This window comes from Virgibacillus sp. (assembly GCF_013393565.1).
GTDB classification, from domain to species: Bacteria; Bacillota; Bacilli; order Bacillales; family Amphibacillaceae; genus Virgibacillus; species Virgibacillus dokdonensis.
In genome coordinates this window covers 50,709-75,996 of record NZ_JABXHF010000003.1, presented here as the reverse complement: position 1 = coordinate 75,996, position 25,288 = coordinate 50,709, and the positions used below count along the sequence as shown (strand labels likewise).

Below are 25,288 nucleotides of genomic sequence, written 5' to 3'. Positions count from 1 at the left end.
AGATGGCGTTCTTTTGCCCCACCATAGCTAAAAGCACGAGCGATGCCAATCGCTCCAATAGCATCCAACCGATCAGCATCTTGAACGATTTTCCCCTCTAGGCTTACCGGAGTTTTCCCTTTACGAAAAGAAACATCTTGCATTGCTTGCTTTATTTTCTCTATTTGTTGTTTTGTTAAAGAAAGGCGATCAAGCAAATCTCTTATTTCTTGAATGACAACATGAGGATCTGAAAACAATTTTTCATCCCCAACGTCATGAAGCCAAGCAGCTGTTTCACAAATAAACGGATTAGCGTCTTCTTTTTCCGCTATATATTTTGCCAAACGAGCAACTCGCCTCATATGATAATAATCGTGACCAGTAATGTCATCAGAGAATAACCTGTATACAAAATGCTCTATCTCAGATAGTTGTTCAGCTGTTTGCATTAGAATAATCCTTTTGCTCGTCCATCTTCCCCTACATCCATTCCTAAAGCAGCCGGTTTGGCAGGAAGCCCTGGCATTGTCATCACGTCACCAGTTAAAGCGACAATAAATCCGGCCCCAATAGATGCTCGAAGCTCTCTAATTGTAATAGTAAAACCTGTTGGTCTCCCTAATAACGTTGGGTCATCTGATAATGAATATTGGTTTTTAGCCATACAGACAGGCAAATTACTCCAACCTTGTTCTTGGAAAAAACGTAATTGTTTACGGGCTCCCTTTGTTATTTCAATATCATCTGCCCCATATACTTTCTGAGCTACTATTCTTAATTTGTTTTCCAAGGACTCGTTTATGTCATATAAAGGTTGAAAAGAAGAATGAGAATTATTTGCTTTAGCGATTACTTTTTTAGCTAACTCTATTCCTCCTTTTCCTCCATGAGCCCATACAGTGGTTAGCGCAACATCATAACCTCGCGCTTCACACCATTGCTGAATAAATGATGTTTCCTGCTTTGTATCGGTTGGAAATTGATTAATTGCTACAACAAATGGTACATTGAAAGCCTGAATGGTTTCAATATGTTTCTGTAAATTATCCATGCCAGCCTCTAAAGCTGTGATGTTTTCCTCCATCAACCTATCTTTTGTAACGCCGCCGTGCATTTTTAGCGCACGTACAGTAGCGACGATGACAACAGCTGAGGTATCAATATTACCTGCATGAGATTTAATATGAAAATACTTTTCAGCTCCTAAATCCGCCCCAAACCCAGCTTCTGTTATTGTATAATCTGCCAATTTAGCCGCCATTTTTGTTGCAATAATGCTATTACAGCCATGAGCGATATTAGCAAATGGGCCGCCATGAATAATAGCAGGTGTGTTTTCTGTCGTTTGTACAAGGTTTGGTTTTATTGCGTCTTTTAATAACAGAGTTAATGCACCTTCTACTTTCAAATCGCTAACTGTGACAGGCTGATGATCGAATGTATAGCCGATAACGATTGAACGAAGCCTTTCTTTTAAATCTTGTACATCGGTGGCTAAGCAGAGTATAGCCATAATTTCAGATGCAACGGTAATATTGAAACCATCTTCTCGAGGAACTCCTTGTTTTGCTCCACCTAGACCAACAACGATCTGCCTTAGAGCGCGATCATTCATATCTACTACTCGTTTCCATTCAATCTTTCTTGGGTCAATTTGTAATTCATTGCCTTGATGAATATGATTGTCAATCAATGCAGCTAAAGCGTTATTTGCTGTAGTTATAGCATGAATATCCCCAGTAAAATGCAAATTAATATCTTCCATCGGTAAAACTTGGGAATAACCTCCTCCAGCTGCCCCACCTTTAATTCCCATAACTGGACCTAGTGAAGGCTCGCGAAGTGTAATAATTGCATTCTTTCTCATTTGGTTTAATGCTTGTCCAAGTCCAACCGTAACTGTTGATTTTCCTTCTCCTGCGGGTGTTGGATTAATTGATGTGACTAAAATGATCTTTCCGCTTTTCTTTTGTTTTAATTTCTCAAATAAGGTTGCTGACAGCTTAGCTTTTGAATGTCCATATGGTTCCCAATCCTCTGAAGTTAGTTGAAGTTGCTCTGCAATGTTATGTATTGGCTCTAACGGTGTTTGTTGGGCAATTTCAATATCCTTATTCATTATAGTATGACCCCTTTCAATTTGATGTTTAAGTAATCGTTTTCATTGCTTATTTAATACATTTAAATCATAACTGGAAACATAAAAAATGTCGAGTTATCGTCCTTACTTTCCTTGACGAAGTTACATAAATAAGCTATATTAGAATCAAGCAAAGAAGATGTACGGATTCATTCATGCAGGCAGCTTCCATAGAAGTGGGTGTAAAGTGATCCTACACTTCTATAGAGGCTGTCTATTTTTATGTTCTGTTATCTGCTTTGCATTACCACGTTTTTCAAAGGGAACGTGAAGCATTTTAGGAGGATTAATTAGATGGAAAACGGAGTAGTAAAATGGTTTAACGCTGAAAAAGGATATGGATTTATTCAGCAAGAAGAAGGAAACGATGTCTTTGTACATTACTCAGCAATTCAAGAAGAAGGTTTTAAAACACTTGAAGAAGGCCAAGAAGTTTCTTTTGATATCGTTGAAGGTGAACGCGGACCACAAGCAGCTAATGTTGTAAAAAAATAACGAACGTACCTCATAGATATAGCGGTAATCTTTTCGTTAGATTACCGCTTTTTTTGCACTATCCGCAGCTAATACTTGGTGACAAGCCAAGTTTTTCTAACGAATAATTTATTAGATGTTGTCACTCTACTGAGGGAGAGTGGCTTTTTTCGTGAACGCACATGTTCCTTCCTGCTTCAGAAAAACCTAACTCCAAAAGCTAAATCTAATTCTCTACCAATTTAGTGGTTTATTTCTTAATGCTTTAAAAATTTATTTTAAGGAGAGATCAGATTATTTGTTTAAAGACAATCGTTTCAACAGTTTTTCATTAGTAGATATAAAGCGTGACATGATTGCAGGTTTAACAGTAGGGATTGTAGCCATTCCACTTGGGATGGCGTTTGCTATTGCCTCTGGTGTTAAACCTGAGTATGGGTTATACACAACCATTTTTGCAGGGCTTTTCGTAGCTTTATTTGGTGGTTCCAGATTTCAAATTGCTGGTCCAACGGGAGCATTTATTCCAATATTACTTGCTATTGTATTAGAGTATGGCTATGAAAAGTTATTAGTTGCCGGATTTTTGGCTGGATTTATACTTTTGTTAATGGGGATATTAAAATTTGGGAAATTGATTCAATTCATTCCTAGATCAGTAACTATCGGATTTACATCGGGAATTGCTGTTATTATATTTAGTGGTCAAATTGGTAATTTTCTCGGTCTTGAGGAACTTGACAAAAAGCAATATTTTCATGAGAATATGATGCAAATTATAGATAATATTGCTTTTATTAATTGGTATAGCGTATGTACAGCATTTATAGGTCTTTTCGCCATCATCTTTATCCCAAAGATTCTTCCAAAGGTTCCTATTCTACTTGTTGCATTAATTTTACCAACTGCTGTCGCCATGCTCCTATATCCTTCTGAAGTAGCAACCATTGGTACATCCTTTGGTGGTATCCCTCAATCTTTACCTAGCTTTCGAATGCCAGAAATAACTTGGGGAACTATTGCTGAGCTTTGGCAACCTGCTTTTGTGATTGCAATGCTTGGAGGAATAGAATCACTATTATCTGCGGTTGTATCTGATGGAATGACAGGGACAAAGCATAACTCCAATCGAGAATTAGTTGGCCAAGGAATTGCTAATATGGTCACTCCCATGTTTGGCGGAATCCCGGCAACAGGTGCTATAGCTAGAACAGCTACGAATATTAAAAGTGGAGCAATTAGTCCGTTCTCAGGAATATTTCAAAGTGTTTTTGTCTTATTAATTCTATTGTTATTTGCACCATTTGCATCGAACATACCTCTAGCAAGTATGGCGCCTATTTTAATGATCGTCGCCTATAATATGAGTGAATATAAATCGTTTATACATATACTTAAATTAAAAACAGGCGATTCACTTGTACTAGTAGTTACTTTTCTATTAACTGTATTTGTTAATCTTACGACAGCTGTACAAATTGGTCTATTACTTGCAATGGTTTCGTTCATAAAGCGGATGAGCGAAGTGTTGCAAGTAGAAAAAGTTATTCCTGATAAAGTCAAAGACACAACACATGGTAATCATTTGGACACGTTAAGCTCCACATGCCCCAAACTTTCATTTTATACTGTTGGTGGAGCGTTATTCTTTGGTGCTGCAGACAAGTTTGAATCTATCATTACACGGTGCATCAATCAGCGTCCAACGGTACTAATTTTAAAAATGAAGCATGTTTCTATTTTAGATGCCACAGGCGCAGCTAATTTAGACTCTCTAGTTACCGATTTTAAAAATATGGGTGGAACAATTATTATCTCAGAAGCAAATTCAGATGTAACGGCTATGCTAAAGGCAAGTGGTCTTTTGTATAAAATTGGGGAACATCATATCTTTCATCGTTCAGAAGAAGCAGTTAATTATGGACTACAACTCATTGAAGTTAGCAAGTGTTCTATATGCTCTAAAGAAAATAGAACCTCATGTAAAGCTTTTAAACAAAATAATAATGTATCTCTTTCATCATCAGAACAATAAACTCACATATTAATCGTTTTTTTAATTAAAACTTTTTTTAGTATTTTAATTTTATATAAGAAAATGTGCCACCTTTTACTACTTGAATCAGGAGATACACAATTAATAATTGCATTTTAGTTTTTTGCGGCGTATAATATCATTTGTGTTTTTCGCGGTTCGAGAACTCCCGCGTTATCAAAACTAAGGAGGAATTTATGTGACGAACGAAATAATTTGGATTATCTTCGCTATCGTAAATTTTTCCATGCTATTATTGTTTTATCGTCTGTTTGGAAAAATAGGTCTTTATGTTTGGATTGGAATGGCTACAATTATTGCAAACATCCAAGTTTTAAAGACTGTCGAACTTTTTGGTCTGACTGCTACACTTGGTAACATTCTATATGGGACAGCTTATTTGGCAACAGATATTATTAACGAAAAGCATGGAAAAGATGAAGCGAAAAAAGCGGTTTGGATGGGGTTTGCTACGCTATTAGCGATGACCATCTTTATGCAAATAGCCCTGACGTTTCAACCTGGTGCAGACGACATCGCTCATGAATCATTAACAACTATATTTGATTTAATTCCTAGGGTGGTTGCTGGAAGTCTAGCAGCTTATATCATCAGCCAGTCATTCGACGTTTGGATTTATGATAAATTTAGGAAGATGTTTCCTGCTGACAAGCATCTATGGATCCGTAACAATGGAAGTACAGGTGTTAGCCAATTATTGGACACGGTCGTATTTTGCAGTATCGCTTTTTATGGAAGCTATCCAACAGAAATATTTTTTGAAATTTTCATTACTACTTATATCATTAAATTTATTGTAGCCATTATGGATACGCCATTTATGTATATAGCTAAAAAAATGAATCATGACTAACTTTTATACAATTTTAGTAAAAAGCCGCTCTTTTGAGCATAACCTAAATAAATCCATTCATATTCACTATATAAAATGTTCCACTTTCATATAAGTGGAACATTTTATTTATTTTAAGCACTATAGGAAATTATAAGTGTATCTAATGCCCATAAACAGCTTTTTCTTCTACGGGAATGCGTACATATAATAATAACACATGTAGAATTGGAAATAATATCGCTGTAAACCACGCACCAAACAGTAAAGGAATGACAAACAATTCTACACCAACAATAATGTAGTTAGGATGTTTTACGTATTTATATGGACCTCGCTTAATAACGTCAAATTGCGGTGCAATGATTATTTTGGTGTTCCAAAATCTACCCAATGTTGTAATACACCAAATACGGCCAATTTGGGTAATTATAAAAGCAGCAAATAGAACATAGTTAAAGGAAAAGCTTTGTTGATTACGAAAAATAATTTCCGCAATGAGAGACAAGAAAAACAATGTATGGATAATAATAAACCATTTATAGTGTTTCTTTCCTTTTTCAATGGCTCCTCTTTGTTTCATCCATTGCTCATTACTACGTGCAATAGCCAGCTCTACTAGTCGCTGTATTATAATCACCGACAAAATAATCCACATAAAAATTGGCATTACTACATCCACTCCATTAAAATCAATTCCGAACTGAACCCTGGACCAAGTGCAGAGAGCACACTTTTTTCATTTGTATATCGTGCTTCCTTCATCCATGAATAAAGTACATAAAGAACGGTTGCTGAAGACATATTACCGTGTTTTCTTAGTACAGAAATAGAGTGACGAAATTTATCAACATCTGCTTGCAACACATGTTGCATCGCTTCTATAACTTTCTTGCCTCCTGGATGGGCAATAAAAGTAGCAATAGCATTTTCGTTTAATTGGTGTTGATTAAAAAATAGCTGTACATGCTCCCTCCAAAAACTTTGTACGAGCGCAGGAATGCTTTTGGAAAAAATCACTTCAAATCCTGTTTCGATGATTTGCCATCCCATTACCGAAATGCTGTCCTTTTTAGTATAAGAATCGGATTGCAGCAAACGTGGTACTTTATTTTTACTATGTTGAATTAATGGAGATGTTTCTCCAACAATAACTGCGGCCCCTATACCGTCACCAAATAAAGCAGTTCCTATCAGGTTACTTTTTTTCAGATCCCCTTTTTGAAACGTTAAGCTGCATAATTCACAACAAATAACTAATGCAGATTTATCTGGGTTTGCTGACAACCAATCGTGTGCTCTTGCTAAGCCAATAGCTCCTCCAGCGCACCCTAATCCCCATAAAGGCATGCGCTTTACATCTTGTCGAAAAGGACGTTCATTCATTACATGCACATCTAATGAAGGGGTTGCTACACCGGTACTTGACACAAAGATAATCATATCAATATCTTCGTAATCAATAGGATTTGATAAAAACGCCATCTGATGTAAACAATCATCAATGGCTTTTAACGCATACGCTTTAGCAAGTTCAATAAATAAATTGTTGCGCTCTTGGAAGGAATGATTTTCTGTAAACCAATTAGTTTCCACTACAAACTGCCTTTCGTCCACTTGTGCATGATCAAAAACAGGGAGTAGCCGGTTAATTTCTCGCTTGGAATAAGGAAAAATTTCCTGAACCATTTCTTTTACACGTTGTTGACTTAGACGATACTTTGGTATTCCCAAGCCAATGGAACAAATATATGACATGCTTTAATCTCCTTTACAAATCATGACGTGTGAGCGTTGTTCCCCCTGTTAATCGACCAAAATGTAATTGCATACTAAAACACACACCGTTACTTAAACCTACTTACAGCATCTTTTATACGATTAAAACTGATAAATAGCCTTGAATTTTTTTTCTAAATGTTGTACTAAATAGTCAGGGTTTAATGTTTCGTTCGTTACATCAGTTAGAACTTTCAGCGGTTCTTTCAATTTTCCATATTGATGAATGGAATTAGCGAGCCAACTTTTAATAGGAGTAAGGTCACCAGTTCGGATAAGGCTCTCTACATGAAGGTCTTTAGATAATGTATGATAAATTTGTGCTGCATACATATACCCTAAAGCGTAGGATGGGAAGTACCCGAAATCACCACCTGCCCAATGAATATCTTGCAGTACACCTTCCCTATCTGTTGGCGGCGTGATACCTAAATAATCGTTCATTTTTTCATTCCATAAATGAGGTAAGTTATCTACTATGATTTCTTCATTCATAAGTGCTTTTTCTAACTCATATCGAATCATAATATGTAGCGGATATGTTAATTCATCTGCTTCAATTCGAATAAAAGATGGCTTCACTTCGTTGATTGTTTGATAAAATTGTTCTAAATCTATATTTTGAAATGAATGTGGAGCATACTGCAAGAATAAGTCGTAATTCTTTTGCCAAAATGGATAACTTCTGGCAATGAAATTTTCCCAAAATAACGATTGTGATTCATGTATACCCATAGAAGTTCCAGTCGCTAATGGTGTTTGGGATAAACGAGGGTCAATATTTTGCTCGTATAAGCCGTGTCCCCCTTCATGAATTGTTCCAAATACAGCCATTCGGAAATCATTTTCGTCATAACGAGTAGTTAATCGTACGTCATTTTGATTTAATGGAATAGCAAATGGATGAACAGTCTCATCTAAGCGCCCAGATGTAAAGTCATAGCCCATTTGTTTAAGCAGTTGCTCTGTAAAAGCTACTTGCTGTTGTTTAGGGAAATGAACTTGTATTAAGCTAGGATCAGGCTTTACACCACTTGCTTGTACGTTTTCTAATATAGAGCGTAACGATCTGCGTAATTTAGGAAATACATGATCTAGTTTGTTCACTGTGATACCTGGCTCAAATTTGTGTAGCAAAGCATCGTAAATATTATTTTCATATCCCCAATAAGAAGCGAATTCACGGTTGAAATCTACTAACTTTTTAAGATAGGGTCGAAATAGATGAAATTCATCAGTCTCTCTAGCTTGTTGCCAAATTGCTTCAGATTTAGTCTGTGTAATCATAAAATCTTTATACAGCTTGTGAGGAATTTTTTTATTTCTTTCATATTCTTCTTCACAAACTTCAATTGTTCTTAAAAGAATAGGATCATTAGCGTTAGGTTTAAGTTCTTTAATAAATGCTTCCATTTGCTTCGATGTCTGCAATTGGTGAATTTTTTCTCCCAAAAAACCTGCCACTTCTGAACGCTGCTCTACTCCTTTAGTTGGAATTTTCGTACGCATATCCCAATGTATAAGGGAAAGTGCCTCTCGATAATAATCTATTTCTTTTAAATAATTTTTAAATTGCTGTTTTTTATCACTTAATTTCATCAGAATCTCCCCTTTCTTTCTGACCGAAGTACTGATAATAGTCTGTTCGAATATAGCCATTAAACAACTTTCGCTTCTTCGTTGCTTTTTTACCAAAAGCGGCTTCAAAATGATCATATGCCGTTATTATATAAACACTCCAACTAGGGTGGTTACTTATGATTTCACCAAGTTGTTTTGCTGTTTTCGTTGATTGTTTTTGATCTCCGAGACGCTGCCCATAAGGCGGATTGCTTACAATATAACCGTTAGGCTGTTTAAAGTGAAGATCACTAACTTGCATTTGCTTCCATTGAATAAGTTCCCCTAGCCCTGCTTCAAGTGCATTTCTATTCGCAACGTTAATCATTTTATGATCAATATCCGTCCCAGTAATATTTAAAGGTTGATCATAATTAGCGACATCCTCCGCTTCTTCAAAAGCTTTGTCCCAATACTTTTGTTTAACAAATGACCAATCTTCGGATGAAAATTCACGATTAAAACCTGGAGCAATATTTTGTCCAATCATTGCAGCTTCAATAGGGATAGTACCTGAACCACAAAATGGATCAACGAAAGTCTCATTTGGATGCCAATTGGTTAATAATACTAATGAAGCAGCAAGGGTCTCTTTAAGCGGAGCCTCACCTTGTCCAACTCGATAGCCTCGCTTATGTAAACCTACGCCTGAAGTATCGATCGTAAGTGTTGCTTCATCTTTTAATAAGGCGATTTCGACACGATACATTGCTCCCGTTTCTGGTAGTTTAGAAATCATGCCATATTTTAATTTCATCCTTTCAACGAGCGCCTTTTTGACTATTTTTTGACAATCAGGAACACTATGTAATGTTGATTGAACAGATTTTCCTATTACAGGAATTTCACCATCTTCATCAATGTAAATTTCCCAGGGTAAAGCCTTTGTTCCCTCAAATAAATCATCAAAGGATGTAGCTTTAAATTTACCAACTAATAATTTTACTCGATCCGCAGAACGAAGCCATAAATTACAACGAGGAATTGCGTTTATAGGCGCCTCAAATTCTACTTTTCCATTATCAACTTGTACTTCATAACCTAAATTTTTAACTTCTTTTGCAACAACAGACTCTAATCCCATCGCTGCGGTAGCTATTAATGTAACTGTATGCATAAAAAAACGTCCTTTCAATGACTGTTTGTGTTTTAGTTTACCATATTTTCTTATGCATCATGAATAAATATTCGTTATGCAAATGAATTTCATACAAGAATGGATAGAAACAGATCGTTGATTAAATGAAAAAAGTCTCTCTTTCGTTTATACACTTTAACGATAGAGAGACTTCATGTTAATTATTTTGACCTGTTAAATACTCGATAAGCCATGTTCTGTACCATTGTACTGCTAACGGTGGTCAACCTCGTACTTTGGTGGTGATCATCTATCTACAAGCTTAGCTTGTCCTCCGTTCGGTTCCTATTCCCTACTAAAAGATGCCCCTACCATTATTTGGGTTGCTCACTCGTGGGGTTTACCTCGTTCCACCTGAAAGGTTTCCCAATCAGCTACGTCACTGTGGCACTTTCAAGGTTACTTCCGTATCCGATTACTGGACTTAGGAAATGCACCTGCCGTTAACCAAAAGGTTACCTTGACTTATGATTTCGTCAAGCACGAACACTACAAACATCGCAGTTTGTGTGAGCATGGACTTTCCTCTGTAAAAATTACAGCGATCACTTGAGTATTTAACAACTAGTGCAAGATAAGATTATACCATATTGATAAAAAAAAGCAAGTTAAGAAATGAGAATCACCCTTCTGAATCAGCAAACTTTTTACCAAACACTGCTTTTTCTAAATTTGAAAGACGTTTTAACACATCATAATTAACTTGATGATTAGGTGCAGTTTGCACAGACCTTGCTTTTGGTTTCTCAGTACTTGTTTTTCGCAATTGCTCATTTTCTTGTTGTAAACGATTGATCTCCTGTTTAAACAAATCATAATCTTGAATAATTAAGTCAAGAAATTCATCCACTTCTTCTTGGTTATATCCTCGCATTGCGGTCTTAAAATCTTTATCTAAAATATCTTTACTTGTTAAATGCACTTGGTTCATACTCATTACGATCACCTCATACCAGTTCTATAATTAAGTGTGGCTTTGTTTGTTTCTTTTTTTCCATTGTATGACTGGAAAAAAATAATATGTTTGTGTACTCTTTTTTTATTATAGCATTAAATAAGAGGTGTGAAAAATGAATCCGTGCAAATGCGTTTTGAGTGGTACATAATGAAGTATCGAAAAGTGTTTGTTACGATTGAAAAATACATTGTTTACTGTTACCGAGTTTGTCTGCAAGCACTCCAAAATATAAAAAATACTTTTACAATAGAGAACAAATGTCGTAATTCGCTACACTTCTTGCTCTAAATCAGAAGGCTGAAACGAAAAAGGCAATAGTTCTTCCATTTTAACCGTTTTTATATCTTCTTTTAGGTTAGTTAGATGAATAAGCATATCTGAAGGAAAAAATTCACTCATTACTTGTCTACAAGACCCACATGGAGGTACGGGCCTTTCTGTATCAGCAACAACAGCCATTTCCGTAAATGATTTTTCACCATTGGCAATTGCTTGGAAAATAGCCACTCGCTCTGCACAGCATGTTACAGGATAAGCAGCATTTTCGATATTACAGCCTGTATAAATATTTCCGGAACCCGTTTGTAACGCTGCTCCAACTTGAAAATTAGAATACGGTACATATGCTTTTTCTCTAATTGTTTTAGCAGCTTCTATTAATGCTTGTTTTGTTTTCATCATGCATCCCCTTCTCGAATTGATTTTAGAATCATCTAACAGATTTACAACAGCGTATCCAACTCGCGCATTAACTGATCGAAAATGTATTGTATTGATTTGTATAATTCGATATATCGTTTTTTCTTTACATCTATATAATAACTATGTAACAGTAATAGTTCCATATTTTCTCTTGTAGAAACAATTTGGTGAGGATGTACATTCACTTTGCGCTTTTGTACCAACTGTAAAGCTTCTGTTTCCCAACGTTCAAGCAACTGATAAATAGGCGTTGTTTCCTCTTTAACTTTCAGAAACAACGCTCTATCTTTTCGATCCTCTGGAGGATTAGTATGCTCAAATTTTTCTTTCAACTGATATAAATTTTGTTGTAATATATTGGTTTGTTGTTTTATATCCATGCAAATCTCAACCTACTTAAATATAATGATATGTCTATATAGTAACATATAATGAAGATGAATAAGAACTTTTTACTATGGTGCTATTTTAAATTTTTTTCAAATGATTTCTTTTGAGGAACGAAGTAGATACAAGTTGATACTGGATAGGCTTACTTTCTTTGTTCTCTTGTATTTTTTTCTAATTGTATACATTGCTTCTTCACTAGCGCAATTTCATTTAGTTTTTCATAATATTGATTTGATATATTATTTTCTACTTTCATGATCAACTTTTGATCCAATCGGCGAATTTGATTTGATAATTCGTATAAAGCTGCTTCCACTTTTTTACGGTCCACACCGCGCTTTCCTTTTTTTGGTGATTGATACGCAAGCATTCTTATGCTACCTCCCCTTTCCATCTTACTGTATACATTTCGCCTTAAAAAGAAGGCTTCCTTCACGTTCGACAAAACTAGAATGAAGCTTACAAAACAAGTGAATATACTCATTTATTTTTACGTTTTTGACAAACTAATGATGAAAGGAGGGTAAACGATGAAAGATAAAAAGAAGAAACAAACCAAAACAGAAAGCATCCGTTCTAAATCTTTGAAAAAAGGAGACAAAAAATTGAACGGACCCAACTTTCCAGCAACTTAGATGTTAAAAAAGTGTTTAAAAAAGTGCTGCCATATACGTGCATGGCAGCACTTTATCTATTCAAAATGATTTTAAAAATCACTCGAAATGACACGTTGTATTTCTTTACTTTGTTTCTGCTTCTAGTTGGAGATACGTTTGCCTTACCGTAAAATATCTTTATAAGGAAATTGTTATATTTTTTCTTTTACTGTAACCTAATTTATATTTTAGAGAAGCTAATCCCTTTTTGAAAAATATTTTTTTGCCGTAAACACTTGTTTAGTATAGAAATAAGCAAATAACATTTGTCGTTTTTGATAAAAAGTTTTTCCGATTTGTTGTTTGTTACATCGAGGTGCGTCGCGAATCCATTTTTTCTTTACACCCCCTGATTGATACCAATCCTTTCGTATGGTATCTTGATGTGTAATACTGGGATATACCATTCGCAAGATTGGGGTTATCGGTTGTTTGGGAAGCTTCAAAAAACGTTCATAATCACGTCTGGATCCAGTGTGTGTACAATATTTAGTAAATAAAAACGTTTGCTTATAGACAGTTGGGGAAAAAATAATAGAAGCTAGTTTTTTCCCTAACTGAATTCGGTTCGTTTTATTTGTGAAGTTATGGACATAGGCACCATATAAATCATCATTGGACATAGAAGGCAAAAGAACAGCATTCATCATAAAAAAGTTTTGCATTTGATAAGGCAATTGATGAAATACACGGCGTTGAAAATAATGCTGATTAATAACAGGCTCTTGAATAACATTCTGTTCGTTTATAATAAGTGCTTGTACAAGACGATTTTTATCACAATACTTCCAAAAATAGTGCCATTCTTTTATCATATAACTAGAAACATGAAACAGAGAAAGAAGATCGAACATTGGTTTGTTGTTTTGCTTGGATAATTGGTATACTAAGAGTTGAGGGAAGGCATCTGAAAAAATGAGCCAATTAGCACGCTCATACGTCATAAACAGCCGCTGTCTTTCTTGCCTCCCTAATAAATGTTGAAATGGAGTCATTTGCAGATCGGTCATGTTCCAGCCAGCATTTCTCGATACGATACTTGCTAAAAAAGCCCATTTTATTTCTGGGAATTTCAGATAAAACTTAAAATAAGCGTTTGTACGTGTTATATTATCTTGGTTATGTGCTGTTGTTTTATTTGTTATATAATGAAGATAGGCTTTGATGTTTGCATCTATATACATCTGCCTCCCATCCTTTCAGAACAATTATTTTATAACATGTACGGAGCATGACATTACTATGCATCATAAGGCGCTAGTATTTTTTTGCAGAGAGGAAATACTATGTAAATAAAAGTGAATTTCAATCAAGGTGAATTTTTCAGAGACAACACAAAAGGTTAAACTTTACATTTTGTGTTGTTGAACAATTTCTTTTCGCCATGAAACGTGTCAGCTATTTCATTTATTCATACGCTGATTTAAAGAAGGGGTTGTAAATAAATGAATTACCCAAATGGAAGAAAAAATGGGGATCTATACAAGCAAAAAAAATTATATTCTCATCAATTTGGTAATCGTGGGATGTCATTAGAAAAGGATATTAATGATACAAATGCATACTATTTAGAAACAAAAAAAGCTGTCATTCACAAAAAACCGACACCTGTTCAAATTGTTAAGGTCAATTATCCAAAACGAAGTGCAGCAGTAATTACAGAAGCTTATTTCAAACAAGCTTCAACAACGGATTACAACGGAGTGTATCGCGAAAAATACATTGATTTTGAAGCAAAGGAAACAAAAAATAAAACGCTATTTCCGTTAGCAAATATACATGCTCATCAAGTCGAACATATGCAGGCAGTTGCTGCTCAAGGCGGTATTACTTTTCTGCTCATACGCTTTTCTGTACTTGATGAAACATATTTATTTCCTGCTGAAAGACTTTTTACGCATTGGTATGCTCACCTAAAAGGAGATAAAAAATCTATTGCGTATAAAACAATAAAACAGCAGGGTTATTTTATCCCTTTTCAATATAAAGCTAGAGTTGACTATTTAACAATTATTGATAAGCTTTATTTTTAGAGATGGAGGAATGAAGCATGGCAAATAATAGCCAGTCTCGTACAGCGAGAAGAAAACAAAAGAAAACAAAGAAAAAACCATTATGGAAAAAAATATTACTTTCAATCATAATTATTTTTATAATTATGGGACTTGGTGCTGGAGCTACAGCAGCTTACTGGGTAGCAACAGCTCCTGATTTAGATGAGTCGAAATTATCCGACCCTCTTGCCTCAGAATTCCTAGATATTGATGGGAAATCATTTGCGGTTATGGGTGAGAAAAATCGAACGAAAATTAGCTACGATGATCTACCACAAGTGTTAATTGATGCTGTTACAGCAACCGAAGATGCGAGGTTTTTTGAGCATTCTGGTATTGACTTAAGGAGAATTGGCGGTGCAATTATTGCCAATATAAAAAATGGCTTTGGTTCAGAGGGGGCAAGTACGATTACGCAACAAGTAGTTGAAAAATCTTTCTTGTCTGCTGAAAAAAAGATTAGTTTAAAAGTTCAAGAGCAATGGTTAGCATTACAATTAGAAAGAGACTACTCAAAAGAAGAAATTTTGGAAATGTATTTGAACAAAATCTTTTACGGTAGTAATGCTTATGGAGTGGCTACAGCTGCAGAAACTTATTTCGGCAAAGAAGATTTAAGCGAATTAACATTGCCTGAAGCGGCCATTTTAGCTGGGTTGCCACAGCGACCAACAGCATACAACCCGTTTAAAAATCCCGAATTGACGAAAGAGCGGATGGATACTGTTTTAGATTTAATGGTACGCCATGATAAAATTTCTGCAAAAGAAGCCGAAGAAGCTAGAAATGTTGATATTCCTTCTTTATTAGTTGAAGATAAGCCAGAAACGACACCTTATGAAGGTTTCTTACAACAGGTGGAAAAAGAAGTGAAAGAAAAAGTAGACGGTGCAGATATTTATACAGATGGTTTAACCATTCATACGACAATTGATCAAGGTGTGCAGAAGCATGTGGAATCCTTACTAACGGATAGTGACTCAAATCCGATTCAATATCCTGACGATGAGATGCAAGCAGCAATGACAGTTCTTGATACGAAGACTGGAGCCATTCGGGCTATTGGTGGTAGAAGGAATAGCGAAGGGAAAAGAGAGCTAAATTACGCTATTCAAAACACAACACAGCCAGGTTCAACTTTTAAACCTATTGTAGCTTACGGGCCAGCAATTGAATATAATAAAATGTCAACATACCATCAAATAAACGATGATACTCGCTCATTTGCTCCACTTGATCACGAATAAATCTGTACATGTCTGCAGAATGTAAGTCACCTGACTTCATTCCAGGCAACCAGAGTAGTGTTCCAGGAAGAGCTTCTTCATGCTTTTTCCATCCACCATCTAAAGTTAGAAAAAACACATGATTAAAAGGTTGCTTTTTTATTTCTTTAGCCCAGGAATCAATTCTTGTAAGTTCTTGTTCTTGGATGATAGGTTTTCTATAAACATAAGGTGGTAATAACATCATCCGTCCTGTAAGTTCTTTTTCTAACTCATTTACAAGTAACATCGTCCATTCGTATTGAAAAGCGTTTACGTCTAAATGCGTATCACTTTCCATTTCAAAAGGCATTAATGGAATTAGAACCGTATCAATGTATTCTTTTGCCTCTGTATACTGAGTTATGTCTGTTTTTTTCCATTTCATCGCTCTGCCCAGCCTTTCTTACTCTGCAAAATTTTAAATATATTTATTTAAATCTTATCTATCTTCACAAAAAAAATCAACCTATCACTTTAGCAATTTTGGTTGATTTAAAAAGTTCTCTTCCAACATTTGAAGTTCTTTTGTTAATTTTAAGAAAGCTTCTTCATTCATACAGTCCAAGGCTTGATCAATTTGCTCATTTAAAAAACTTCTTTGAAATTCGTATCGAGATTGATCTAGCAGCTGCTGTGCAACTTCTTTGTCCTGAGCAGTTATGAAATAGTCATTTGGTATAAATGGGTTTTCCTCTAATACCGCAATATATAATGCACTTCGGTATGATCTTTTAAAATTTAACTGAAGGTACAGAGCTTCTGTTTTATTCAAGCGAATGTCATGAAACGATTTCTCTGCATCTGTTGTTACGAGTTGATTTTTATAAAAACGAAAGGCTGTTTCACTTGAGCATTGACTTGTCATAATAATTCCCCGTGGACAGAATTTCGCCTCTCTAACAAAATGAAGATGGTGAAGTATTTCATCGTGATTCATTAAATAATTTAAAATCCATACGCTCTCTCGCTTTTTTAGCTGGTAATGATTTAAAAACCATCGAATAAAACTTTTTTTATCTTCTACAGATACTGGAGTATGCACCATTTCTCACTCTCCTTTACAACCTCTTTTCATGGATAATTTGGTGTACCACGAGTCCATTTAAATAAGTCTAAGAAGTTGTTCAATCAAAAAGTCATGCACTTACGGCTCTTCACGATCAGATTGCTTTAAGCGAAATAGAAATTCATTTACTTCATCATCTATTGGTTGTTGCTCAAGGTATGCAGTAAATACAGGTATCGCCTCTTTTATCCTCCCCTCTTCTGTTAAGAAATAGCCATATTCTTTTAAAAAGTCACTATCGTCTTTGAGATTATTATATGCAGTTTGATAGTGTTTTAATGCATCATTATATACTTCCAATTCATTATAAGCGCGGGCTAGTTCCCAATTATACAAAGGATCCTCTGCACCTGTATTCATTATTTCGCTAACCAAGTCAACAATTCCTTTAAAATCAGCATTATTTTTTAGTAATTCAATTAAAAATAGCACTGCTTCTTTAAAATCAGGATCCATTGCTATAGCTTCTCGAACATGCTGTTCACTTTTTTCATCTTCTCCAAGTTGATGAGCAATTTTCCCAGCTAACAAAAATAAATCTTTATTAAAAGCATCTACATGAAGTCCTTTTTGACTAATTTCATATGCTTTCTCATATATCCCCTCTTCCTCATAAAGAGAAGCAAGATGATAATACACTGTATGGTAATACATATCAATCTCCATGACATGTTCCCACGCTTTTCTCGCAATGTCTTTTCTTCCAGTTTGGTAAGCAGTAAAACCATATTTAAACAACGTATCGGGATTTTCACTATCTTCATCTTGATAGTAAGTTAAAGCTAATTCAAACTCTCCAGATTCGGCATACGCTTCAGCTAGGCGATCTGTTATCGATACATGAGCAATTTCTTTCATCTTAGGCAAAATATTTTCATAATAAGTAGTGGCTTTTACATAATCTGCTGTTGAAAAATATAATTCTCCTAAAGCAAAATCAATAATTGGTTCATTAGGATCAAATCGTTTAGCCATTAATAACTTTTGTTCAGATACTTCAAAAAGCCCTTGCGCTTGATAAAGATCTGCTAATTGAATCAATGTTTGTAGGTAAGCAGGATCTTCTTCATCAATATCATTTAACAGTTGGATAGCAGCTTCGTCATCTTCCAATTCCGTATAAATATCTGCAAGAGCCACTTTTAGTTCTCCTTCAGCAGGAAATTGATGTATTAAATCTTGAAAAATAGCTTTTGCTTCGTGTAAGTAGCCCCATTGCAAATACAATTCTGCTATTGTGTATCGCTCTTCGTCATCAGCCATTGGTAAATAGTTTTCCAATAATTCTACCGCTTTTTCTGCGTGCTGGGCTTCCATTAAACGAACAGCTTCCATAATTGTTTCCACATTGAACTTCCTTTCTTCACGTTCATCAGGTCTTTATCATAACGGAAAACGAGCAGATGTTCAAAATAAACGCATAGCCAATCATTTTAAAGGTTAACACCTTAGAAAAACTTGGCTATCTCCAAAGTCTTTCTAACGATAACCGTAGTTTTTCTTATACCATAAACCAAAAAAATCTTATACACCCAACTATATACTAACGTTTCCTCATTATCACTCCAATATTCGCCAGATAAGCTTGATAAACATCCAAATAGCAGCAAGCCGAACCATTAAATTATAAAATAGTTCGGCTTGTTTGTACTATAGACATGTTTATCTTGTAAAAAACTTCCATGGGGCATCTTGGGATAAAGACTACATAATTTGGCTTCGCAGCGTAAATAATGGGCTTTTATTGTTCGTTAGCTTGATCGCTGATGTAGTTTTGTCATGACCTCTTTTTAGAAATTATTCGCTCACTGATTTTAAATCTGCATAAAAAGTTGGGTAAGATGTTGCAATTGGAGTTATGTCATTAATTACGACTTCACTTGTGGTGATCAAAGATGCAATAGATGCCATCATAGCCATTCGGTGATCATGATAGGATTCAATTCTATTGCCGTGCAGTTTCGATCGTCCATGAATTAGTAGCCCATCCTCTTTTTCTTCGACTTTTGCCCCTAAATTAGTAAGTGTTTCTGTCACAGCGTGAATGCGATCCGTTTCTTTGACACGAAGTTCTGCAGCATCCTTAATTACTGTCGTTCCTTCAGCTTGAGTAGCTAATAAAGCGATGATCGGTATCTCATCTATGAGTCTTGGAATCATATCTCCTTCAATAATTGTTGCTGTTAACTCCTTGTAACGAATATTAATGTCACCAATACGTTCACCACCTTTTGTTTCTTCCCTCTCAATGGTTATGTCAGCTCCCATTGCTTGTAAAACGTCAATGATTCCTGTACGCGTTTCATTCAACCCAACATGTAATAGTTTTAATTGACTACCTGGAACGATAGCAGCTGCAACGAGAAAGAACGCTGCAGATGAAATATCACCGGGAACGTAAATATCTGTAGCTGTTAATGTTTGTTGTCCACGAACGGAAATATCTAAACCGTTATTTAACAATTCCACACCAAAAGCTTGTAACATTGATTCTGTATGATTTCTTGTAGGTGATATTTCAGTAACAGTAGTAGTTCCGTTTGCAAATAAACCAGCTAAAAGAACAGCTGATTTAACTTGCGCGCTTTTTACAGGTAAATGATAATGAATGGCTTGCAATGTTTTCCCTTCTACAGCTAAAGGGAGATAGTTTCCTTGTGAGCACCCTGTAATGCTTGCTCCCATTAGACGAAGTGGTTCAACAACGCGATTCATAGGGCGTTTTGTTAACGAACGATCTCCATAAAAAGTAGTAAAAAGAGGTAAGCCTGCTAAGATACCTAGTATTAGTCTTGCCGTCGTACCAGAATTACCTAAATAAAGAGGCTCAACTGGCTCAGTAAATGATTGTGGACCTTCTCCGTAAATAGTTAAACTGGATTCTTTCTGTTCAATAGAAACACCCATAGACCGAAAAATATTTACTGTACGCAAACAATCTTCACTGTTTAAAAAATGTTCCACAATTGTAGTCCCATGAGCTAGTGAGCCAAACATAATGGATCGGTGTGAGATCGATTTATCACCTGGTACTTCTATCTCCCCTTGTAAAGGGTTGCCTATCGGTTGTAATATTCGTTCTTTCAACTTTCTATCATCCTTTATCAAACATTATTTTTCGATCATCGTTTCATAACCCGATTCATTTAGGGTGTGTGCACTTATTTTTTGGAGTTTTTCAGTTGCAAAACTTAACCTAAGAGCTCCCATTATCCCTTCCCTAATTTCTAATATTTGAATATTATTTATGCTAATGTTATTATCTGCCAACAGTTTTGTTACATGGGCTAAAGCCCCTGTTTGATCTTGAATATCTACATACAAATCGTAATATGAAGGAATGGCTCCTTTATCTTTCGTACCTAAACCATCACGGTACCGTTTAGCTGTTTCTAAATACGTAATCATCTCTTGCTTATTATTTTCTTCAACTAAATTTTTTACATGTTTCATTTCTGTAATCCATTCTTCTAAAAACAGCGACATTTTCTTTCGATTATGATAAAAGATATCCTGCCAAAGTGTAGGGTTGCTAGATGCAATTCTTGTAATATCGCGAAATCCACCTGCAGCAAGGTTAGGTAAATAAGCGTGCGTCTGTTCCCAATGCTTTGCCTGGTGAACGAGTGAAGATGCAATTAAATGCGGGAAATGAGAAATCACACCAGTCATTTCATCGTGTTCCTTCGCATCTAGTATGAGAAATTTGCTACGTGTCGGTTCAAGAAGCCTTTTTAATGATTGAACATCACACTCTTTACTACGCGTCGTGGGAGTCAATACATAAATTGCGTTTTCAAATAGATGCGCTTTTGCAGCCTGCACCCCTTTTTTATGGGAACCTGCCATTGGGTGTCCACCAACAAAAGATATGTCCATATTTTGTAACTGATTAGCCGCTGTTATCATGGATTGTTTCACGGAAGAAACATCAGAAACGATTAACTTTTGGGATAATTGTATTTCATCTAAAGCTGCTAGTAATTCAATTGACTTAGATATTGGGGCTGCCAAAATAAGATAGTCAACTTGACATACTGTGGTTGTAAAGTCTGTTTTTGCTTCGTCAATGATACCATGGGTCTTGGCGTATTGTAATGTCTCTAAGTCAATATCATAACCAATTACATAATTATCAGCTATTGTTTTTAATGCTTTTGCTATCGACGCGCCGATAAGACCAAGACCTGCTATAGCTATTTTTCGCTTCACATATACATCTCCTTAGCTGTTTTGGTGCTGATAGAGTGAAAGTAATTCCTGCATGCGATACATATCATCCTGTAACCCTAACGTAAATCGAAAAGTATTTGGTATTCCCAACAGCTCACCAGGGCGAACGATAAACCCATGTTGGATTAAATAATCAAACACTTTTGTTCCACTAGTAGGTGTAGAAACAAGCATGAAATTTGTTTCAGAAGGGTAATAATGCCAGCCTATCCTATCCAAGAATGCTTGGAAATCGAGCTTTACTTTTAAGTTTTGCTGCCTTGTTTCTTCAATAAAAGCTTCATCAGCAAGTGCAATTTGTGCGATTTGCTGAGCGATGGAAGTTGTATTGAAAGGTCCACGTACAACGTTTAATTGATTAATGATCTGCTTATTTGCAACCCCATACCCAATACGCAATCCCGCAAGTCCGTATGCCTTTGAAAAAGTTCGTAAAATTATAAGATTGTTGTATTTTTGAATCTGTTCCATTGCATGAAGGTCTTTCGTTTCGTCTAAATACTCATAATATGCCTCATCTAATACGACTAAAACATGTTGTGGACACGTATCCATAAAAGCAATAAAATCCTGCTTGGTTATTGGAGTACCAGTTGGATTATTAGGAGAACAAAGCCAGATAACATTTGTATCTTGATCGATAGCTTCAAGCATACCATTTAAATCATGGTGGCCTTCTATAGTTGGTATCTCCTTTATTTTTGCTCCTTCAATTATTGCGTTATGCTTATATTGAGGGAAAGTTGGTGTAGCCATCACTGTGTTAACTCCTTGAAATAAATAAGCTCGGCAAATCATTTGAACAATTTCTTCAGAGCCACTCCCAAAAATTATTTCTGACTCACTTACTTTTAATTTATAAGCTAAATCTTTGCGGAGTTGTGCTGTATGGCCATCTGGATAAATATCAAACGCAGGCTCATAAGAAGCTAAAAACTGTCTAACTGTATCTGCATAACCATATGGATTTTCATTTGAAGATAATTTCACAATTCTATCTATTTGGTATTGCCTCTTAATATCTTGAATTTGCTTTCCTTGTTGATATGGTGCAATCTGCTTTAACGAAGATTTTGCTTTCATTTTTATTTATCCTCCTTATTCCATTTTGCTAAATCAGGGCGCAAATGAATAGCTTCATTTTGAAAGACATGGTGAATATTTGATTGTTCTAGTTCTGTATTTACAACCATCATTACACGTATACAAAGCTCTAAACTATTCGGCACATCTATTTCTGTCATACACATTACTGGAACATATGTCCAACCCGATAACTCACGCAAACCTTTAGCTGGAAAGGTTGCAGTAATGTCTTTTGTTACAGATATAAAAACATGAGAAACATCTTCTGGTAATACATTATTTTTCTTGATCATTTCCTCAATTAAGTTTTTTGTATTATTTATAATTACATCGGCTGCATTAACAGCTACCGTCGTTGCACCCCGTATGCCTCTAGTCACTTATTCACCAACTTTCTTTTAAAAGAAGATAAGTAGGAAAGCATATCTTCATCCGTCATCTGCTTTATAATTGGTTTACCAACTTGTTCTAGCAACACCATTTGAATACGATGTTGTTTATTTTTTTTATCGTTTTTCATTTTAGCTAATATAGTTTGTTGATCTCCAGTTAGGGAATGAAGCGGGTAGTGGTTTGTTTCTAACCATTGCTTTAGTTGTAAAAAAGGCAATGTCGTATCAAAAACTGATTCGCTAACATGTAGTGCAAATAGCAAACCTATAGCAACCGCCTCACCATGTGCAATAGATCCATATCCTAAATGAGCTTCCAAAGCATGACCCAACGTATGGCCAAGGTTCAAATACTTTCGCATTCCATTTTCTTTTTCATCTTGTTCTACTACTTGTGCTTTAATTTGAATCCCTGAACAAATATGCTCTTGTGTTATAGATGGTGGTAAATTTTGTAAATTTGTAGTTAAAATGGATCGATATATAGCTTCATCAGAAATGAGTGCTTCTTTTACTAATTCTGCGTATCCAGAGCGGATTTCCCGATCATTTAACGTAATTAGCGTCTCAATATCATAAAAAACTCCTTGCGGTGCATAAAAGCTACCAATCAAGTTTTTCCCCAACGGATGGTTAATAGCTACTTTTCCACCAACACTACTATCATGCGCTAATATTGTTGTCGGCATTTGGATATAGTCAATGCCACGCATATAAGTAGCTGCTACAAAACCTGCTAAATCACCAATAACCCCTCCACCTAAAGCAATTAACAAAGAATGACGGTCTAATCCATACTCAATTGCTTCTGTCATTAATTGATTATAGTAATCTATACTTTTCGTCTGTTCTCCAGCAGGTAATATTGTGTGGTGGACATGAAAATCTGAGAGTGTTTCTAATACGTCTCCCAAATATAATTTAGCTACATTCTCATCTGTTATCACCCAAATAGATGAATAACTATTAGTGAAGTAATCCGTAATTTGATTTCGGATGCCTTCTCCAATAACGATAGAATAAGCGTGTGTACTTGCTTGAATGTTTAGTTCTTCCATTTAAAAACACCTGATTTCTTCACGATATGCTTCAATCGCTTCTTTTAACTTTGCAAATTGATCATTTGTAAATTGCTCTGTTAAAGCTTTTGCTAGCTCGAATGCAACAACATGCTCCATAACAACTGAAGCGGCAGGAACTGCACAAGCATCAGATCTTTCAACCGTCGCTTTAAACGGTTCTTTTGTATCGATATCTACGCTCGTAAGTGGTCGTTTCATTAATGTAGGTATAGGTTTCATTACTCCTTTAACCACGATCGGCATTCCTGTTGTCATACCACCTTCAAATCCCCCAAGGCGATTCGTAGTTCGGTAATACCCCTTCTCTTCATTCCAAGCAATCTCATCATGGACTTGACTACCATTCCGTTTTGCCGCTTCAAAACCAATTCCAAATTCGACCCCTTTAAAAGCATTTATGCTTACTACACTTCCAGCTATTCTACTATCCAATTTGCGATCATAATGGACGTAAGAACCAACACCTGCTGGCATTCCTTCCACATAAACTTCACAAACTCCTCCGATTGAGTCTCCAACTTGTTTTGCATCGTCAATTGCCTGTATCATAGGCCCTTCCACTTGTTTATCCAAAACGCGAACGGGTGACCCATCAGCTATTTGCTGTCTTCCTCGTACAGAAAGTTGTTCTTGGTCTTCTGCAACAATACCTGCAATTTCCTTCACATAACCAACGATTTCAATACCCAAATGCTTAAGCAACGTTTTTGCGATAGCCCCTGCAGCTACTCGTGCGGCTGTTTCTCGGGCTGATGAACGTTCTAATATATTCCTTATGTCTCGATGTCCATACTTAAGAGCACCATTAAGATCGGCATGCCCAGGTCTTGGCCTTGTTATAGTTCTACGAATTTTTTGATCTGTTTCTATTGGATCTGCGCCCATAATGTCTTCCCAATGTTTGAAGTCATCATTATGTACAACTAAAGAAATAGGTGATCCTAATGTTTTACCATGCCTCACACCACTCGTAATGTCTACAAGGTCTTTTTCAATTTGCATTCGCTTTCCCCGCCCGTGTCCTTTTTGTCTACGAGAAAGGGACTGATTAATATCTTCTGTTAATAATGGCATTTGGGCAGGAACTCCTTCAACAATCGTAGTTAATTGTTTCCCATGTGATTCCCCTGCTGTTAAATAGCGCACGTTACATTCTCCTTTTATAGAATTTTTCTAATTACTATACCATACCTTACCATGTTTGTGATAATAAAAACTGAAAAAAACAAAGAATTAGTTAAATGAAGCGCTACCATTATTTTAAAGAATCACGATCATTTTTTTAACCTTAACCATGTATTAGAAACTTACCTTATACTTACTTATACTATATGCCACCATTATATACTTTTTGAAAGTAAAAAAGCTCGTAGTGGACCT

The 25,288-nt window shown here is 35.7% G+C and carries 24 protein-coding genes, 1 other RNA gene and 1 pseudogene; 5 read left to right on the top strand and 21 right to left on the bottom strand.

The genetic code is table 11. From position 1 onward, the window contains the following. Together HLX49_RS01535 and HLX49_RS01530 are read right to left on the bottom strand one after the other, a co-directional pair. The coding region (locus HLX49_RS01535; protein WP_296360616.1) for an HD domain-containing protein at nt 1–431 on the bottom strand (431 nt) is incomplete at its 3' end. Continuing rightward, nucleotides 431–2,101, bottom strand: a complete 1,671-nt coding sequence (locus tag HLX49_RS01530) for a formate--tetrahydrofolate ligase (protein WP_296360614.1) — start codon at nt 2,099–2,101, stop codon at nt 431–433. The genes HLX49_RS01530 and HLX49_RS01535, both read right to left, overlap by 1 nt. Nucleotides 2,102–2,416: 315 nt before the next feature. On the opposite strand from HLX49_RS01530, the gene HLX49_RS01525 reads away from it, so the two are divergent. The 3 genes from HLX49_RS01525 to HLX49_RS01515 all read left to right on the top strand — a co-directional run bounded on the left by HLX49_RS01525 (nt 2,417) and on the right by HLX49_RS01515 (nt 5,505). Beyond that, nucleotides 2,417–2,617, top strand: a complete 201-nt coding sequence (locus HLX49_RS01525) for a cold-shock protein (RefSeq protein WP_021291310.1) — start codon at nt 2,417–2,419, stop codon at nt 2,615–2,617. 277 nt (nt 2,618–2,894) lie between these two features. Continuing rightward, a complete protein-coding gene (locus HLX49_RS01520; protein ID WP_331805277.1) occupies nt 2,895–4,631 on the top strand; it encodes a SulP family inorganic anion transporter in 1,737 nt (578 codons plus the stop codon). A 199-nt stretch (nt 4,632–4,830) separates the two neighbouring features. Continuing rightward, nucleotides 4,831–5,505, top strand: coding sequence for a queuosine precursor transporter (locus tag HLX49_RS01515; protein ID WP_077703703.1), 675 nt, complete (start codon nt 4,831–4,833; stop codon nt 5,503–5,505). 142 nt (nt 5,506–5,647) lie between these two features. Here HLX49_RS01515 and HLX49_RS01510 read toward each other — a convergent pair whose 3' ends face one another. The 10 genes from HLX49_RS01510 to HLX49_RS01465 all read right to left on the bottom strand — a co-directional run bounded on the left by HLX49_RS01510 (nt 5,648) and on the right by HLX49_RS01465 (nt 13,911). Further along, nucleotides 5,648–6,154 carry an isoprenylcysteine carboxyl methyltransferase family protein gene (locus HLX49_RS01510; protein WP_077703702.1) on the bottom strand — a complete coding sequence of 169 codons (507 nt, stop codon included), beginning with the start codon at nt 6,152–6,154 and terminating at the stop codon, nt 5,648–5,650. 2 nt (nt 6,155–6,156) lie between these two features. Then, nucleotides 6,157–7,242 carry a type III polyketide synthase gene (locus HLX49_RS01505; RefSeq protein ID WP_296360607.1) on the bottom strand — a complete coding sequence of 362 codons (1,086 nt, stop codon included), beginning with the start codon at nt 7,240–7,242 and terminating at the stop codon, nt 6,157–6,159. A 123-nt stretch (nt 7,243–7,365) separates the two neighbouring features. Then, nucleotides 7,366–8,862, bottom strand: coding sequence for a carboxypeptidase M32 (locus HLX49_RS01500; RefSeq protein WP_296360605.1), 1,497 nt, complete (start codon nt 8,860–8,862; stop codon nt 7,366–7,368). Then, complete coding sequence (locus HLX49_RS01495; RefSeq protein WP_296360603.1) at nt 8,849–10,000, bottom strand: THUMP domain-containing class I SAM-dependent RNA methyltransferase; 1,152 nt, start codon at nt 9,998–10,000, stop codon at nt 8,849–8,851. The genes HLX49_RS01500 and HLX49_RS01495 overlap by 14 nt, the downstream gene beginning before the upstream one ends. A 202-nt stretch (nt 10,001–10,202) precedes the next feature. After that, nucleotides 10,203–10,578: RNase P RNA component class B (rnpB, locus tag HLX49_RS01490), an RNA gene on the bottom strand. A gap of 65 nt (nt 10,579–10,643) precedes the next feature. Further along, a complete protein-coding gene (gene gpsB, locus HLX49_RS01485) occupies nt 10,644–10,958 on the bottom strand; it encodes a cell division regulator GpsB (protein WP_077703698.1) in 315 nt (104 codons plus the stop codon). Nucleotides 10,959–11,249: 291 nt separating this feature from the next. After that, entirely contained in the window at nt 11,250–11,657 is a 408-nt protein-coding gene (locus tag HLX49_RS01480) for a cytidine deaminase (RefSeq protein ID WP_101933911.1), read from the bottom strand. A 44-nt stretch (nt 11,658–11,701) separates the two neighbouring features. After that, on the bottom strand, nt 11,702–12,061 hold the full coding sequence (locus HLX49_RS01475; RefSeq protein WP_296360600.1) for a DUF1798 family protein: 360 nt from the start codon (nt 12,059–12,061) through the stop codon (nt 11,702–11,704). A gap of 152 nt (nt 12,062–12,213) precedes the next feature. Beyond that, a complete protein-coding gene (locus HLX49_RS01470) occupies nt 12,214–12,441 on the bottom strand; it encodes a hypothetical protein (protein ID WP_296360598.1) in 228 nt (75 codons plus the stop codon). 483 nt (nt 12,442–12,924) lie between these two features. Beyond that, on the bottom strand, nt 12,925–13,911 hold the full coding sequence (locus HLX49_RS01465; protein ID WP_077703694.1) for a DUF2515 family protein: 987 nt from the start codon (nt 13,909–13,911) through the stop codon (nt 12,925–12,927). A gap of 261 nt (nt 13,912–14,172) precedes the next feature. Here HLX49_RS01465 and recU point away from each other — a divergent pair, with 261 nt between their 5' ends. Together recU and HLX49_RS01455 are read left to right on the top strand one after the other, a co-directional pair. Then, nucleotides 14,173–14,760 carry a Holliday junction resolvase RecU gene (recU, locus tag HLX49_RS01460; protein ID WP_077703693.1) on the top strand — a complete coding sequence of 196 codons (588 nt, stop codon included), beginning with the start codon at nt 14,173–14,175 and terminating at the stop codon, nt 14,758–14,760. Nucleotides 14,761–14,777: 17 nt separating this feature from the next. After that, nucleotides 14,778–15,995, top strand: a pseudogene (locus tag HLX49_RS01455) (transglycosylase domain-containing protein); the annotation flags it as partial. On the opposite strand, the gene HLX49_RS01450 reads toward HLX49_RS01455, so the two are convergent. The 9 genes from HLX49_RS01450 to aroC form a co-directional block, all read right to left on the bottom strand. Beyond that, on the bottom strand, nt 15,928–16,434 hold the full coding sequence (locus HLX49_RS01450) for a DUF2487 family protein (protein ID WP_296360595.1): 507 nt from the start codon (nt 16,432–16,434) through the stop codon (nt 15,928–15,930). The pseudogene HLX49_RS01455 and the gene HLX49_RS01450 sit on opposite strands and share 68 nt — an antisense overlap. An 84-nt stretch (nt 16,435–16,518) precedes the next feature. Then, nucleotides 16,519–17,091: a ReoY family proteolytic degradation factor gene (locus HLX49_RS01445; protein WP_077706890.1), complete on the bottom strand. Its 573-nt coding sequence runs from the start codon at nt 17,089–17,091 to the stop codon at nt 16,519–16,521. Between the two features lie 102 nt (nt 17,092–17,193). Next, nucleotides 17,194–18,462, bottom strand: a complete 1,269-nt coding sequence (locus HLX49_RS01440) for a tetratricopeptide repeat protein (protein ID WP_077703672.1) — start codon at nt 18,460–18,462, stop codon at nt 17,194–17,196. A gap of 450 nt (nt 18,463–18,912) precedes the next feature. Further along, the gene (gene aroA / locus HLX49_RS01435; protein ID WP_296360593.1) at nt 18,913–20,202 is read right to left on the bottom strand and encodes a 3-phosphoshikimate 1-carboxyvinyltransferase; all 1,290 of its coding nucleotides are present in this window, start codon (nt 20,200–20,202) and stop codon (nt 18,913–18,915) included. 24 nt (nt 20,203–20,226) lie between these two features. Then, on the bottom strand, nt 20,227–21,327 hold the full coding sequence (locus HLX49_RS01430; RefSeq protein WP_077703670.1) for a prephenate dehydrogenase: 1,101 nt from the start codon (nt 21,325–21,327) through the stop codon (nt 20,227–20,229). Between the two features lie 12 nt (nt 21,328–21,339). Beyond that, nucleotides 21,340–22,431, bottom strand: coding sequence for a histidinol-phosphate transaminase (hisC, locus tag HLX49_RS01425; RefSeq protein WP_077703669.1), 1,092 nt, complete (start codon nt 22,429–22,431; stop codon nt 21,340–21,342). A 2-nt stretch (nt 22,432–22,433) separates the two neighbouring features. Next, nucleotides 22,434–22,814 carry a chorismate mutase gene (aroH, locus tag HLX49_RS01420; protein WP_073004162.1) on the bottom strand — a complete coding sequence of 127 codons (381 nt, stop codon included), beginning with the start codon at nt 22,812–22,814 and terminating at the stop codon, nt 22,434–22,436. Beyond that, nucleotides 22,811–23,884, bottom strand: a complete 1,074-nt coding sequence (aroB, locus tag HLX49_RS01415) for a 3-dehydroquinate synthase (RefSeq protein ID WP_077703668.1) — start codon at nt 23,882–23,884, stop codon at nt 22,811–22,813. The genes aroH and aroB overlap by 4 nt, the downstream gene beginning before the upstream one ends. Continuing rightward, entirely contained in the window at nt 23,885–25,054 is a 1,170-nt protein-coding gene (gene aroC, locus HLX49_RS01410) for a chorismate synthase (protein WP_077703667.1), read from the bottom strand. Nucleotides 25,055–25,288: the final 234 nt, after the last annotated feature.

Excerpts from the sequence above, each read along its gene's own strand:
- HLX49_RS01530 (WP_296360614.1), bottom strand. The coding sequence starts at position 2,101 with ATGAATAAGGATATTGAAATTGCCCAACAAACACCGTTAGAGCCAATA.
- HLX49_RS01525 (WP_021291310.1), top strand. The coding sequence starts at position 2,417 with ATGGAAAACGGAGTAGTAAAATGGTTTAACGCTGAAAAAGGATATGGA.
- HLX49_RS01510 (WP_077703702.1), bottom strand. The coding sequence starts at position 6,154 with ATGCCAATTTTTATGTGGATTATTTTGTCGGTGATTATAATACAGCGA.
- HLX49_RS01505 (WP_296360607.1), bottom strand. The coding sequence starts at position 7,242 with ATGTCATATATTTGTTCCATTGGCTTGGGAATACCAAAGTATCGTCTA.
- HLX49_RS01500 (WP_296360605.1), bottom strand. The coding sequence starts at position 8,862 with ATGAAATTAAGTGATAAAAAACAGCAATTTAAAAATTATTTAAAAGAA.
- HLX49_RS01495 (WP_296360603.1), bottom strand. The coding sequence starts at position 10,000 with ATGCATACAGTTACATTAATAGCTACCGCAGCGATGGGATTAGAGTCT.
- gpsB (WP_077703698.1), bottom strand. The coding sequence starts at position 10,958 with ATGAGTATGAACCAAGTGCATTTAACAAGTAAAGATATTTTAGATAAA.
- HLX49_RS01480 (WP_101933911.1), bottom strand. The coding sequence starts at position 11,657 with ATGAAAACAAAACAAGCATTAATAGAAGCTGCTAAAACAATTAGAGAA.
- HLX49_RS01475 (WP_296360600.1), bottom strand. The coding sequence starts at position 12,061 with ATGGATATAAAACAACAAACCAATATATTACAACAAAATTTATATCAG.
- HLX49_RS01470 (WP_296360598.1), bottom strand. The coding sequence starts at position 12,441 with ATGCTTGCGTATCAATCACCAAAAAAAGGAAAGCGCGGTGTGGACCGT.
- HLX49_RS01465 (WP_077703694.1), bottom strand. The coding sequence starts at position 13,911 with ATGTATATAGATGCAAACATCAAAGCCTATCTTCATTATATAACAAAT.
- recU (WP_077703693.1), top strand. The coding sequence starts at position 14,173 with ATGAATTACCCAAATGGAAGAAAAAATGGGGATCTATACAAGCAAAAA.
- HLX49_RS01450 (WP_296360595.1), bottom strand. The coding sequence starts at position 16,434 with ATGAAATGGAAAAAAACAGACATAACTCAGTATACAGAGGCAAAAGAA.
- hisC (WP_077703669.1), bottom strand. The coding sequence starts at position 22,431 with ATGAAAGCAAAATCTTCGTTAAAGCAGATTGCACCATATCAACAAGGA.
- aroB (WP_077703668.1), bottom strand. The coding sequence starts at position 23,884 with ATGGAAGAACTAAACATTCAAGCAAGTACACACGCTTATTCTATCGTT.